The sequence below is a fragment of the Cupriavidus sp. 01L46 genome (assembly GCF_056399905.1).
In genome coordinates this window covers 1-13,764 of the sequence record NZ_JBFTSF010000167.1, presented here as the reverse complement: position 1 = coordinate 13,764, position 13,764 = coordinate 1, and the positions used below count along the sequence as shown (strand labels likewise).

The window sequence follows — 13,764 nt, the reverse complement described above, 5'->3', positions numbered from 1 at the left end:
CAGGAAGACGTCGGTGACGATGGAGAAGTAGCCGGCGATCTCCTTGGCCATTGCCGCATCGGGCACGAGGCGGTTGCAGAGATAGCCGGTGACGATGCCCAGGACCATGGCGATCATGATCCGGGTTGTGAGCTTGTTTGCCTTCATGATGCGTTGTCTCCAGGGGTTGCGGCCAGATCCTGGTCTGACCGTCGGTATCGGGGCAGGGCGGGGCCGGTGGCGCCATGCCTGGCGCCGGACGCGCCGTGTCCCCCGGGGTCAGCGTGCGCGGGGCGCCAGGCTCAGCGGGGTTGGCTGCGTCAGCACTTCCGGGCGCAGGATCTGGTCCAGTTCCTCCCGGGTCAGCAAGCCCTTTTGCAGCACGATCTCGTACACGCTGCCGCCGGTGGCATGGGCCTCCTGTGCCACGGCGGTGGCGTTGGCATAGCCGATGTACGGGTTCAGGGCGGTCACGATACCGATGGAGTTCTCGACCGTGGCCCGCAGGCGTTCTTCGTTGGCGGTGATGCCGTTGACGCAGCGCTCGGCCAGCGTCAGGCAGCCGTTGCGCAGATGGCTCACGCTCTTGAACAGGCTGTGCGCGATGATCGGCTCGAAGGCATTGAGCTGCAACTGGCCGGCTTCGGCCGCGAAGCTGACCGTGATGTCGTTGCCGATGACCTCGAACGCGATCTGGTTGACCACCTCCGGGATGACGGGATTCACCTTGCCGGGCATGATGCTGGACCCGGCCTGCATGGCCGGCAGGTTGATCTCGCCCAGGCCGGCGCGCGGGCCGCTGGACAGCAGCCGCAGGTCGTTGCAGGTCTTGGAGAGCTTGACCGCCACGCGCTTGAGCACGCCGGACAGCTGGACAAAGGCGCCGCAATCCTGCGTGGCCTCGATCAGGTTCGGCGCGGTCATCAGCGGAATGCCGGTGATCTCCTTGAGCCGCTTGAGGATCAGCGGCGCGTAGTCCGGGTGCGCGGTGATGCCGGTGCCGATGGCGGTGGCGCCCATGTTGATCTCGCAGATCAGCAGGGCGGCCTCGCGCAGCCGCTCCTCGTCCTCGCCGAGCATCACGGCGTAGGTGCTGAACTCCTGGCCCAGCGTCATGGGCACGGCGTCCTGCAATTGGGTGCGGCCCATTTTCAGGACATGCCTGAACTCTTCGGCCTTGCGCTCGAAGGCGCCCCGCAGCACGCCCATGGCATCCACCAGGCCCTGGATGCCGAACCAGGTGGCGATCTTGAGGGCGGATGGGTAGACGTCGTTGGTGCTCTGGCCAATGTTGACCTGCTCGTTCGGGTGCAGGTACTGGTACTCGCCCTTGTTGTGCCCCATCAGTTCGAGCGCGCGGTTGGCGATGACCTCGTTGGCGTTCATGTTGGTCGAGGTGCCGGCGCCGCCCTGGATCACGTCGACGACGAACTGATCGTGCAGCTTGCCGCCAAGCAGTTCCGCGCAGGCGGCGACGATGGCGTCGCAGCGGGGCTCGTCGAGCAGGCCCAGTTCGTGGTTGGCCAGCGCGGCTGCCTGCTTGATGTAGGCCAGGGCCTTGATGAGCTCGGGGTAGATGGAGATAGGGGTGCCGGTGATCGGGAAGTTCTCTACCGCGCGCAGGGTGTGCACACCGTAGTAGACATCGGCCGGGACCTCGCGATCGCCCAGGAGGTCATGTTCGGTTCTAAAGGTTCCAGCGGTCATTGCATTGCTCCTCGCAAATTTACATCAGGGAGGAGTTGACTCTAGGTAATCCGCCGGCAGGTAGCGACCTTGATGCGAATTTGTCATGGCGCGGCACGAAATACTCATGCGGCACCCGCGCTATCGGCAAGGCGCCAGGAGCGGCCGGAGCGCGGCAGGCGGGGGCTTCGCCGGGTGATGATTTTTCCGCATACTTCGCCGCGAATTTTGCATCGCCATATCAGGGCTTATACGGATACGGGCGCTTTTTGGTTGCCGTATCATCGCCCGCTCATCACTTATCATCACCATCTGGCGGGCACTTACCGAGCGCCCGAAATCCAACGCATGGAGACCACCATGAAGCGTTTTGCACGTCTTAAACCCCTCAGCGCCTTGCTGCTTGCCGCCTGCCTGACCACCGGCGCTGCCCATGCCCAGCTTGCTCCCTCCGCCCCTGCCGCCGGCGCGCCGACACAGGCCAGCGAAGCCCGCAAGGCCAATATCGTGATCATCGGCACCGGCGGCACCATTGCCGGCGCGGGCGCCGCGGCCACCAACACCGCCGCCTACCAGTCGGCCGTGGTGCCGGTGGACAAGATCATCGCCTCGGTGCCGGAGATCTCCAAGGTCGCCAATGTCAAGGGCGAGCAGGTCTTCCAGATCGGCTCGGAGAGCTTCAACAACGAGCGCCTGCTCAAGCTTGGCAAGCGCGTCTCGGAACTGCTCAAGCAGCCGGACGTGGACGGCATCGTGATCACCCACGGCACCGACACCATCGAGGAAACCACTTACTTCCTCAACCTCACGCTCAAGAGCGACAAGCCGGTCGTGGTGGTGGGATCGATGCGTCCGGGCACGGCGCTGGGCGCGGACGGCGCGCTTAACCTGTATGACGCGGTGCTGGTGGCGTCCAGCCCGGAGTCCAGAGGCAAGGGCACGCTGGCGGTGCTGAACGACGAGATCCACACCGGGCGCGACGTCACCAAGACCAACACCTTCAAGATCGAGACCTTCCGCTCGCCGTTTGGCCCGCTGGGCTACGTGGTGGAAGGCCGCACGCTGTACTACCGCCTGCCGGCGCGCCCGCACACCATGCAGACCGAATGGGACATCGACAAGATCGACAAGCTGCCTGAAGTGGCCCTGGTGTACGCCTACGGCAACGTCAATCCGGCCAGCATCGATGCCGCGGTGAAGAACGGCGCCAAGGCCATCGTCTATGCCGCCACCGGCAACGGCAGCGTGGGCGACTACATGGTCGAGCCGCTCAAGGCCGCCCGCGCCAAGGGCGTGCAGATCGTACGTGCCTCGCGCACCGGCAGCGGCGTGGTGGTCCGCAACGCCGAGCAGCCGGACGACAAGTACGACTGGCTGGTGACCGACGACCAGCTGCCGCAGAAGGCCCGCATCCTGATGGCGCTGGCACTGACCAAGACCAACGACACCAAGGAACTGCAGAAGATCTTCTGGAAGTACTAAGCGAGTACTAACCGAGTACTAGGCGAGCACCAGTCGAGTACTCGGCGCCTTGCGCTTGTCCGCGCGAGGCCGGGGAGGGATGTTGCAATTTCGGAATAATGTGGCGCAAAATTTGCATGGTGCTATCGGGCTTCCACCGATTTGTGCAGCGCCGCGCTGCCGTATGATCTGCCATGGACAGCGCGTCCCTCCCCCTGATGTTGAGTACATTCCAATATGGAAACCAAGTGGCTTGAAGACTTCCTGTGCTTGGCTGAAACGCGCAGTTTTTCGCGCGCGGCTGCCGACCGGCATATCACCCAGTCGGCGTTCAGCCGGCGCATCATGGCCCTTGAGGAGTGGCTTGGCGTCAGCCTGGTCGACCGCAGCGTGCATCCGGCAACCCTGACCACGGCAGGCTGGCTGTTCCGCCGGCTGGCCGCCGACCTGCTGCGTGACGCTTATGCCGCACGCGCGCTGCTGAGCAGCCGCCAGCCCCTTGCCGAGAGCGACAAGGTCATCCGCTTCTCGGTGGCGCACACCCTGGTCTTTACCTTCTTCCCGTCCTGGCTCAAGTACCTGCACGGGCGTTTCGGCTCGTTGAGCGCCTGCGTGCATGCGGTAAACGTGCCAGAGGGCGTGCAGCAACTGGTGGATGACGATTGCGACATCCTGCTGGGCTACCACCATCAGCAGCTGCCGATCCTGCTTGACCCGAACGGCTTCCCGTTCCTGATGCTGGGCGTCGAGCGGATCCTGCCGTTCTCGGCGCCGGACAAGCAAGGGCAGCCGATCTTCCGGCTGCCGGGCACGAGCGCCAATCCCTTGCCCTTCATGGCCTATTCATCCGGCGCGTTCCTTGGCAACGTGGTCGAGATGATCCTGCTCAATGCGCCGGAGCCCTACGGGCTGCAGCGCTGCTTCGAGACCCATATGTCGGAGGCCCTGAAGGCCATGGTCGTGGCCGGGCACGGGGTGGGCTGGCTGCCGGAGAGCTGCGTCAGCGACGAGCTGAAAGAGGGCAAGCTGGTGGTGGCGGGGCCGGCCTCGTGGGCAACCAGCCTCGATATCCGCCTGTACCGCTCGGCGGCCAGCCCGAAGCCGCTGGTCGATGAGCTGTGGTCCTTCATCAGCCACGTGCGGGACCCGCAATTGATGCTGATGGGCAAGACCGCGGAATCGAGCGACTGCGGGATGCTGTAAGGCGGGGTCCCGGGCCGCGGTGGTTGGCGGCCCGGGCGGATACGTGGGCGATTGGCCCGGGGATTTATCGCCGGTCGATCAGCCAGCCGATCAGCACGCCGACAGCAGCAGCCACGCCGATGGCCGTCCACGGGCTTTCATGCACATAGTCGTCCGCGACGCGCGCCGTGTGGCGGCTCTTTTCCACGACGACGTATTGCACATCGGCGATTTTCTTCTTTGCCTTCTTCAGGCGTTCCTGCACCTTGCCCGGCGCATCCGCGGCCGGCGCGCCGGGGGCATGGGTGGCATTGGTGGCAGGCACCAACAGGCTATCGACTTCACGCAGGGCGCTACCGGTATTCGACATGTTTTTTTCTCCTCGTTGAATGGCTAACGCAATGGCTAACGCAATGAAAGACCTGATGGCGTTAAAAGGTCCGGCTCATTGTGTCTGGCTAGCATAAGGAACATCCAGCGCGTAAATAAGAGCCAATCGGGATTAGTTGATGGAACCGCCTCCCGGCGGTCCACGCAGGCTTGCGCGCTGCTTGCGCCCGCAGATCAGCCGAGTTCCAGGCAGAGGTATTTCATCTCCAGGTACTCGTCGATGCCGTAGCTGGAGCCTTCGCGGCCGAGGCCCGATTGCTTGATGCCGCCGAACGGCGCCACCTCGTTGGAGATCAGCCCCGTATTGATGCCGACCATGCCGTACTCCAGCGCCTCGGCCACGCGCCACACGCGGGCCATATCTTTGGAGAAGAAGTAAGCGGCAAGACCGGACTCGGTGTCGTTGGCCATGGCGATGACTTCCTCGTCGTCCTTGAAGCGGAACAACGGTGCCAGCGGGCCGAACGTTTCCTCGCGCGCGACGCGCATGGCAGCGGTGGCGTCAGCCACCACCGTGGGCTCGAAGAAGGTGCCGCCAAGCGCATGACGCTTGCCGCCCGTCAACACGCGCGCGCCATGGGCGAGCGCATCGGCGATGTGGCTTTCCACCTTGGCGACGGCGTCGGCGTCGATCAGCGGCCCTTGCGTGACGTCGCGGTCGATGCCGTGCCCGGGGCGCAGGGCGCTTACCGCGCGCACCAGCCGGCTGGCCACCTCGTCGTACACGGCGTCGTGCACATAGATGCGGTTGGCGCAGACGCAGGTCTGGCCGCTGTTGCGGAATTTCGAAGCCAGGATGCCGTCCACCGCGCGGTCGAGATCGGCGTCCTCGAACACGATCAGCGGTGCATTGCCGCCGAGTTCGAGCGAAAGCTTCTTGACCGTGCCGGCGCATTGGGCCATCAGCAGTTTGCCGATGGCGGTGGAACCGGTGAAACTCAGCTTGCGCACCACCGGGCTGTCGCACAAAACGCCGCCGATCTGGACCGGGTCGCCGGTGACGACCTGCAGCACGCCACGGGGCACGCCGGCTTCTTCGGCCAGCGCGGCCAGCGCCAGCGCGCTCAGCGGGGTCTGTTCGGCGGGCTTCACGATCATGGTGCAGCCCGCGGCCAGCGCCGGGCCGGCCTTGCGCGTGATCATGGCGGCGGGGAAGTTCCACGGCGTGATCGCCGCGCACACCCCCACCGGCTGGCGCAGCACCAGCATCTTCTGGCCGGCGCGCGGGCTGGACAGTACGTCGCCGTCCACCCGCTTGGCTTCTTCGCCGAACCATTCGAGAAAGGAGGCCGCGTAGGCGACTTCGCCACGCGCTTCGGCCAGCGGCTTGCCCTGCTCGGCGGTCATCAGTTGCGCCAGGTCTTCCTGGTGCGCCAGCATCAGGTCGGCCCAGCGGCGCAGCACCGCGGCGCGGGCCTTGCCGGTCAGGTCGCGCCAGGCCGGCAGCGCGCGCGCGGCGGCCTCCACGGCTTGCCGGGCTTCGGCGGCGCCGCAGCCCGGGACGGTGCCGACCACATCGTGGGTGGCCGGGTTGTGCACTACCAATACGGCGCCGCTGGCGGCGCCGGTCCATTCGCCATCGATCAGGCAGGCGCTGCGCAGCAGCTCGGGTCGTTGCAGTTTCAAGGTGTCTCCCATGGTGTCTCCCTTTATGCGGCGATGCCGGCCAGCACCTTCGTCAGCACCGCCAGTGCGGCGTCGAACTGGGCTTGCGGGATGGTGAGGGGGTAGAGGAAGCGGATGGTGTTGCCGTACGTGCCGCAGGTCAGCAGGATCAGCCCGGCCTCCATGGCGCGCTGCTGCACCCGCTTGGCCAGTTCAGCGCTGGGCTGCCCGGTGGCCGGATCGTAGAACTCCACAGCGATCATGGAGCCAATTCCGCGAATGTCGGCAATAACCGGGCAGGTGTGGCTTGCCTCCTGCAGTACGGCCTTGAGTTGCTCGCCAAGCGCGGTGGCGCGCTCGCAAAGGCGCTCTTCCTCGATGGTTTCGATGACCGCATGGGCGGCGGCCACCGCCAGCGGGTTGCCGGCGTAGGTGCCACCCAGGCCGCCAGGCAGCGGCGCGTCCATGATGCTGGCGCGGCCGCAGACGGCCGACAGCGGCATGCCGCCCGCCAGGCTCTTGGCCATGGTGATGAGGTCGGGCGCCACCGGGTAGTGCGACATGGCAAAGAGCTTGCCGGTGCGGCCGAAACCGGTCTGCACCTCATCCGCGATCAGCAGGATGCCGTGCTTGTCGCACAGCGCGCGCAATTTCTGCATGAAGTCCACCGGCGCCGGGTGGAAGCCGCCTTCGCCCTGGACCGGCTCGATGATGATGGCCGCCACGCGCTGCGGGTCGATATCCGTCTTGAACAGCGACGCCAGCGCCTGGATGGATTGCTMGGTGCTCACGCCATGCAGCTCGCACGGGAACGGCGCGTGATAGATGTCGGAGGGGAACGGCCCGAACCCGACCTTGTACGGCGCCACCTTGCCGGTCAGTGCCATGCCAAGCAGGGTGCGGCCGTGAAAACCGCCCGAGAACGCAATGACGCCAGGGCGCCCGGTATGCGCGCGGGCGATCTTGACCGCGTTTTCCACGGCCTCCGCGCCGGTGGTGAACAGGGCGGTTTTCTTCAGGCCATCGATCGGCGCCAGGGCGTTGATGCGCTCGGCCAGCGCCACGTAGCTCTCGTAGGGCACGATCTGGTACGCGGTGTGCGTGAAGCGCTCGAGCTGCGCGCTCACCGCCTGCATCACGCGCGGATGGCGGTGACCGGTATTGAGCACGGCAATGCCGCAGGCAAAGTCGGTGTACTGGCGGCCTTCCACATCCCAGAGCGTGGCGTTTTCCGCGCGGTCTGCATAGAAGTCGCACATCACGCCGACGCCGCGGGGGGTGGCAAGGGCGCGGCGCTGATTCAGTTCGAGGTTCTTCATGGGCTCTCCGTGGTGCTTGATATGGCCTGGGCGGCGCTTGCCGGCCGGGCTCGGTTTTCGCGGGTTTCCGCAGGTTGTCGCTGGCTGCCGATCGATCACGATCGCAGCGATGCAGTGCATTTCAACTTCCTTTGGCACTACAATCCAGTACCGCATTCACATATCTGATGGTGCCAATTGAGATCGATCTGCGGCGACCTGCTGCTTCAGCGCCTGGGTCCGGACGGTCCCGCAGCCCTTGCGAAACCGTTGAACCGCAGTCTTTACGAGTGCATCCGCGGCGCCATCCTCGACGGCAGCCTGGGGCCCCAGACCCGTTTGCCGCCATCGCGTGACCTTGCATCCGAGCTCGGCATGTCGAGAAATACCGTGATGTTTGCGTACGAGCAGTTGCTGGCCGAGGGCTATGTGCACGCCCGTACCGGCAGCGGCACCTTCGTGGCCGCCACCGCGCCGGAGGCCTATCTCAATGCCAAGGMCAGCCAGCCCAGCGGCGCGCAGGCCCGGGCCATGCCGGGCCTGTCGCCGCGCGGCGTGGCATTGCTGGCCAATGCCTCGGCGTCGCCATCGCAGTGGGGCGCCTTCATGCCGGGCGTGCCGGATGTGACGCGTTTCCCGCACCAGCGCTATGCGCAGATCTCCGCCCGCCTGTGGCGCAATCCACCACCCGAGCGGCTCAGCTATTGCCATGGCGGTGGCTTGCCCGCCTTGCGCGAAGCCGTGGCGGCGCACTTGCGGGTGGCGCGATCGGTGCAATGCGACGCCGCCCAGGTGCTGATCACTGAAGGCATTCACCAGGGCATCGACCTGCTGGTCCGGATGCTTGGCATGTCCGGCGAGCACGCCTGGGTGGAGGAGCCCAGCTACTGGGGGATTCGCGGCTTGCTGCAGATGAACGGCATCCACATGATGCCGGTCCCGGTCGATGAGGAAGGGCTGACGATTCCGGCGGGGAAGGACGCAGGCCAGCCGCCGCGCTTTATCTTTGTCACGCCATCGCACCAGTATCCGCTCGGCGCCGTCATGAGCCTGACGCGGCGGCGCGCGCTRCTCGAATACGCCCGGCGCCAGGGCAGCTGGATCGTCGAGGACGACTATGACAGCGAGTTCCGTTTCTCCGGCCAGCCAATCCCGTCGCTGCAAGGCATGGAACCGGATGCGCCGGTGATCTATATCGGCACATTCAGCAAGACGCTGTTCCCCGGGCTGCGCATGGGCTACATGGTCCTGCCGCGCGCGCTGGCCGGGGCCTTCCAGACCGCGCATTCCGAGCTGTACCGCGCCGGCCACCTGATGACGCAAGCCACCGTGGCCGAGTTCATGCAGGCGGGYGACTATGCCGCGCACATCCGCCGCATGCGGCTGCTGTACGGCCGCCGCCGCGCCATCCTGGCAGGGCTGATCGAGCGCTATCTGGGACCCGAAGCGCTGCACCGGTACGGCAGCAACGCCGGCTTGCACCTTGTTCTCTGCCTGCCTGACAGCGCGGACGATGTGGCCATTGCGGAGCAAGCCGGGCGCCGGGGCATCCTGGTACGGCCACTGTCGCGGTATTTTCTGGGAGGTGCGGTGCAGCGGGGGCTGTTGCTCGGGTATGCGTGCGTGCCAGAGGAGCAGATAGGGCCGGCGTTCGAGGTACTGCTGGGTTGCTTGCGGGACGTGCGGCTGCCGGCGCACTGAGCAGGACGGGGAGGGCGGCCCCCGGTTCGGTCCCTGACGCCACGGCTTGCGCCGCTGGCCGGCCGACGCCATTTTTTGAGCAGGAAGACCTTTGTGCAAGGTATCATTCGTTCCCGGTTAACCTTTGGTTGGCACCTGGCTCACGCGCCGGCGTGGCGCAAGTACGGCGCACGCCACTCCCCGAGCCAAGGATGTTTCGGTTAAGTCTCGCCAGGGTTTTTTTGTGATCCCGGCGCGGTTTCAACGATATGGCCTGTTCAGCGGTTGCATGGTGGCCGGTTTCGCCGCCAAGCGGCACGGACGTGGCCACCACCGGGTTTTGCCGCCCATACAAAGTGACGGAGCGCCGGCCACCGCCGAAGGCCGCTCCGCTCGACGCGCGACGCATGAGGGCTTCCTGCATGCGCCGCTATTCCTAGCCTGCTTGTCGCCAGAACTGGCGCCCGCCGGTTCGCATGCTTGCGAACCACCAGATGAAAGTTCCCCGATGTTTGGATTTCTCCGTAGCTACTTCTCCAACGATCTCGCGATCGACCTCGGCACCGCCAACACCCTGATCTACATGCGCGACAAGGGCATCGTCCTCGATGAGCCCTCGGTGGTCGCGATTCGCCAGCAGGGCGGCCCCAATCCCAGGAAGACCATCGAGGCGGTGGGCAAGGAAGCCAAGCAGATGCTGGGCAAGGTACCTGGAAACATCGAGGCCATCCGCCCGATGAAAGATGGCGTGATCGCCGACTTCCGGGTCACCGAGCAGATGCTCAAGCAGTTCATCAAGATGGTGCACGACACCAAGCTGCTGCGGCCGTCGCCCCGCATGATCATCTGCGTGCCGTGCGGCTCGACCCAGGTCGAGCGCCGCGCCATCCGCGAATCCGCGCTGGCCGCCGGCGCCAGCCAGGTCTACCTGATCGAGGAACCCATGGCGGCCGCGCTCGGCGCGGGGCTGCCGGTGTCGGAGCCGTCCGGCTCGATGGTGGTGGACGTCGGCGGCGGCACCACCGAGGTCGGCGTGATCTCGCTGGGCGGCATGGTCTACAAGGGTTCCATCCGCGTGGGCGGGGACAGGTTCGACGAGGCCATCGTCAACTACATCCGGCGCAACTACGGCATGTTGATTGGCGAGCAGACCGCCGAGGCCATCAAGAAGACAATCGGCTCGGCGTTCCCGGGTGCCGAAGTCCGCGAAATGGAAGTCAAGGGCCGCAACCTGTCCGAAGGCATCCCGCGCGCGTTCACGGTATCGTCCAACGAAATCCTGGAAGCGCTGACCGAACCGCTCAATCAGATCGTGTCGGCGGTCAAGATCGCGCTGGAGCAGACTCCGCCGGAACTCGGCGCCGATATTGCCGAGCGCGGCATGATGCTCACCGGCGGCGGTGCGCTGCTGAGCGAACTGGATCGCCTGCTGGCCGAGGAAACCGGCCTGCCGGTCCTGGTGGCCGATGACCCGCTGACCTGCGTGGTGCGGGGCGCGGGCATGGCGCTCGAACGCATGGACAAGCTCGGCAGCTTCTTCTCCTACGAGTAACGGCTGGCAGGCCGCAACGAAGAAGGCCGGCCCTCGGGCCGGCCTTGCGCGTCGCAGTCCCGGCGCTTCGAAAGCACCGACAGCGCCAGCGCCATTGCGCAACCGCGCTTAATCCCCCAATGCCACTCCCTCGCGGCGCGGGTCGGCGCCGCCGGCCCAGGCCCACGTGCCATCGGGGCGCTGGCGGCGCATGATGGCCTGCGTGCCGCTGGTCATCTCGATCTGCGCGACCTCATGCCCGCGGTCTTTCAGGCCTTGCACCAGGGCCGGGCTGACCAGGCCGGCTTCCAGCTCCGTCGGTCCGTTGCGGCTGCCGAAGTTGGGCATGTTGATGGCCGCCTGCACGTCCATGTTCCAGTCCAGCAGGCCCACCAGCGTCTTGGACACGTACTCGATGATCTGCGAGCCGCCGGGCGAACCCACGGTTGCGACCAGCTTGCCGCTGTCGCGGTCGAACACCAGCGTGGGCGCCATCGACGAGCGCGGGCGCTTGCCGGGCTGCACGCGGTTGGCGACGGGCTTGCCGTTCTCGCTCGGCACGAAGGAGAAGTCGGTGAGCTGGTTGTTCAGCACGAACCCCCGCACCATCAGGTGCGAGCCGAAATAGCTCTCGACGGTAGTGGTCATGGAAATCGCGCCGCCGGTGTCATCCACCGCGACGATCTGCGATGTGGACACGCGCGGCGGCGAGCGGTCCGGCGCCAGCGCGACTGTGGCGCCAGGTGGCACGCCGGCCTCCGCCTTGTCCATGCTTTCCTCGCCGATCAGGCTCGCGCGGCTTGCCAGGTAGTCGCGGCTCAGTAGCCCCGCCACGTTGACGGGCACGAAATCCGAGTCCGCCACGTAGAGGCCGCGGTCCGCATAGGCCAGGCGCCCGGCCTCGGCAATGGCGTGCACAGCGTCGATGCCCGGCTCGACCCCGGCAGGCGTTGCAACCTGCTTCGGCTTGAGCGCGGCGAGCGCGTATTTCGGGTTCCTGGCTTCCAGCGCCTGCAAGGAGCCGAGCATCTGCGCGATAGCGATACCACCTGAGGAAGGTGGCGGCATGCCGCAGATCTTCCAGCGCTTGTAGTCGCTGCAAATGGGCGCGCGCTCCTTGGCGCGGTAATCCTTCAGGTCAACCAGCGAGAGCGAGCCCGGGTTGGCGCTGCCGTTGACCTGCTTGACGATCTCGCTGGCAATCGGGCCGGTATAGAGCACGTTCGGCCCGCGGTGCGCGATCTCGCGCAGCGTCCTGGCCAGCGCCGGATTCTTCAGCATGGTGCCGACCGGCCTGGGCTTGCCGTCCGGCGTCAGGAAGTAGGCTGCCATCTCGGGCGAAGCCGGGAGGAACTTGTCCGCGGCGATCTGCGTATAAAGGCGCGGCGAAATCGGGAAGCCCTGCTCCGCCAGCGCGATGGCCGGCTCGAACAGCTTGGCCCAGGGCAGCTTGCCATGCTGGCGGTGCGCCAGTTCCAGCGCGCGCAGCACGCCGGGGGTGCCCACCGAGCGCCCGCCGATCTGCCCTTCGCTGAAGCTCATGGGTTTGCCGTCGGGGCGCATGAAGAGGTTCTCGCCGGCGCCGGCGGGCGCGGTCTCGCGGCCGTCATAAGCCTGCACGCGCTTGCCGTCCCAGTACATGATGAAGGCACCGCCGCCGATGCCGGTGGCCTGCGGCTCGACCAGCGTCAGCACAGCCTGCATGGCAACGGCCGCATCGATGGCCGTGCCGCCCGCGCGCAGGATCTTGCGGCCGGCTTCGGTGGCCAGAGGATTGGCGGCAGCGGCCATGTGCTTGTCGGCATAAGTGGTCGTCATGCCCGGCCGGTAGCCGGACGAGACTTCCGGCGCCGCGGGCAAGGCCGTTGCCGTGGGCGCGGTTGCGGCCGGCGGCGCCGAGGACACCCCGGTTTGCGTCGAGCATGCGCTTAGCAGGGCAAGCGCCAAGGCCAGCGGGCTGGCCCGGCGCATCAATGAAAACTGCTGAGTGGCCATTTCATTATTCTCCTGAAAGGAAAGGCATTCTAGAAATCGATGCTTGCACCCTCGGGGGTGGCAGAGCGGCGTACGGCCTCGATGGCTTCGAGCCGGCGCCTTGCCTCCTCGGGGAAGCGGGCAATAAGCGCGGCGATCAAGGTCTCGCATTGCGCCAGCGCGGGTACCTTGGTATCGAACGGCGAGCCGGTCTGTACAAAGCTGCTTAACGTGGCCGTGGCGAAGCCGGCAATCGGCGACTTCCACTCGTCGGTAAACAGGACGATCCTTGCGCCCAGGCGATGCGCCGCGGCGGCAAAGTCGATGACGCTTTTCTGATAGCGGCGGTAGTCAAAGACGACCAGCGCATCGTTTGGCCCGATGTCGACCAGTACCTCGTTCGCCCGCTCCAGGGCAGGCTCGACGAGACGGACCTTGGGCCGGATATGCGTCAGGTGCGACGCGAGCCGCGAGGCCAGGAACAAGCTCGATCGTCCGCCGGTGCAGAACACGGCGGACCGCGCATTGCCGAGCAACTCGACGGCGGTGTTGAAGTCCTCCGGCGCAGCGTGCTGCGCCACGCGCTCGACCGACATCGCCAGGCTTGCCAGCGAACGCCTTTGAAAATCCTCTCCGAGTGCCGGTTCGCCCAGCGCGCCGAGCCGCGAGAGCGGTGAATTCATTGCCTCGTCGACCTCCGCCAGGAGCGCTCGCTGAAATGACGGGTAGCCGTCGAACCCCAGCTTCACGACCAGCCGGTACACCGTGGGATCGCTGACCCCGGCTTGTCCCGCGAGGTTCGAGATGGAGGTCAGCGCGGCGCTCGGGTAGCTGGCGAGCAGCGTTTCCACTACTTTCAGCTCCGACGTGGTGAAGCCGGCGGCCTGGTCTGCCAGCATTTCCCTGATTGATAACCTGGCCAAGCCGCTCTCCGAAAAAGAGACTGCCGGGCCACTATGCGGTGCGGCAGTATGACGT

10 protein-coding genes are annotated in these 13,764 nt (G+C 66.1%); 4 read left to right on the top strand and 6 right to left on the bottom strand.

The annotated features are described in order from the left end of the window. Positions 1-258 precede the first annotated feature (258 nt). The gene (gene aspA, locus AC1DS3_RS24890; protein WP_441631225.1) at positions 259-1,686 is read right to left on the bottom strand and encodes an aspartate ammonia-lyase; all 1,428 of its coding nucleotides are present in this window, start codon (positions 1,684-1,686) and stop codon (positions 259-261) included. A gap of 339 nt (positions 1,687-2,025) precedes the next feature. Between aspA and AC1DS3_RS24885 the strand changes: the two genes are divergently transcribed. Both AC1DS3_RS24885 and AC1DS3_RS24880 read left to right on the top strand, forming a co-directional pair. Beyond that, positions 2,026-3,147, top strand: coding sequence for an asparaginase (locus AC1DS3_RS24885; RefSeq protein WP_441631226.1), 1,122 nt, complete (start codon positions 2,026-2,028; stop codon positions 3,145-3,147). Positions 3,148-3,363: 216 nt separating this feature from the next. Beyond that, on the top strand, positions 3,364-4,329 hold the full coding sequence (locus tag AC1DS3_RS24880; RefSeq protein ID WP_441631228.1) for a LysR substrate-binding domain-containing protein: 966 nt from the start codon (positions 3,364-3,366) through the stop codon (positions 4,327-4,329). Positions 4,330-4,393: 64 nt separating this feature from the next. On the opposite strand, the gene AC1DS3_RS24875 is transcribed toward AC1DS3_RS24880, so the two are convergent. The 3 genes from AC1DS3_RS24875 to AC1DS3_RS24865 form a co-directional block, all read right to left on the bottom strand. Continuing rightward, a complete protein-coding gene (locus AC1DS3_RS24875) occupies positions 4,394-4,678 on the bottom strand; it encodes an ElaB/YgaM/YqjD family protein (protein WP_441631230.1) in 285 nt (94 codons plus the stop codon). A 194-nt stretch (positions 4,679-4,872) separates the two neighbouring features. Continuing rightward, positions 4,873-6,336 carry an NAD-dependent succinate-semialdehyde dehydrogenase gene (locus tag AC1DS3_RS24870; RefSeq protein WP_477109103.1) on the bottom strand — a complete coding sequence of 488 codons (1,464 nt, stop codon included), beginning with the start codon at positions 6,334-6,336 and terminating at the stop codon, positions 4,873-4,875. 11 nt (positions 6,337-6,347) lie between these two features. Beyond that, the gene (locus AC1DS3_RS24865; protein WP_477128159.1) at positions 6,348-7,622 is read right to left on the bottom strand and encodes a 4-aminobutyrate--2-oxoglutarate transaminase; all 1,275 of its coding nucleotides are present in this window, start codon (positions 7,620-7,622) and stop codon (positions 6,348-6,350) included. A 177-nt stretch (positions 7,623-7,799) separates the two neighbouring features. On the opposite strand from AC1DS3_RS24865, the gene pdxR reads away from it, so the two are divergent. Further along, entirely contained in the window at positions 7,800-9,302 is a 1,503-nt protein-coding gene (pdxR, locus tag AC1DS3_RS24860) for a MocR-like pyridoxine biosynthesis transcription factor PdxR (protein ID WP_477128158.1), read from the top strand. Positions 9,303-9,789: 487 nt separating this feature from the next. Continuing rightward, positions 9,790-10,833, top strand: coding sequence for a rod shape-determining protein (locus tag AC1DS3_RS24855; protein WP_441631237.1), 1,044 nt, complete (start codon positions 9,790-9,792; stop codon positions 10,831-10,833). Between the two features lie 108 nt (positions 10,834-10,941). Here AC1DS3_RS24855 and ggt read toward each other — a convergent pair whose 3' ends face one another. Continuing rightward, positions 10,942-12,807, bottom strand: a complete 1,866-nt coding sequence (gene ggt / locus AC1DS3_RS24850) for a gamma-glutamyltransferase (protein ID WP_441631239.1) — start codon at positions 12,805-12,807, stop codon at positions 10,942-10,944. 29 nt (positions 12,808-12,836) lie between these two features. Next, positions 12,837-13,709: a MurR/RpiR family transcriptional regulator gene (locus tag AC1DS3_RS24845; protein ID WP_441631241.1), complete on the bottom strand. Its 873-nt coding sequence runs from the start codon at positions 13,707-13,709 to the stop codon at positions 12,837-12,839. Positions 13,710-13,764: the final 55 nt, after the last annotated feature.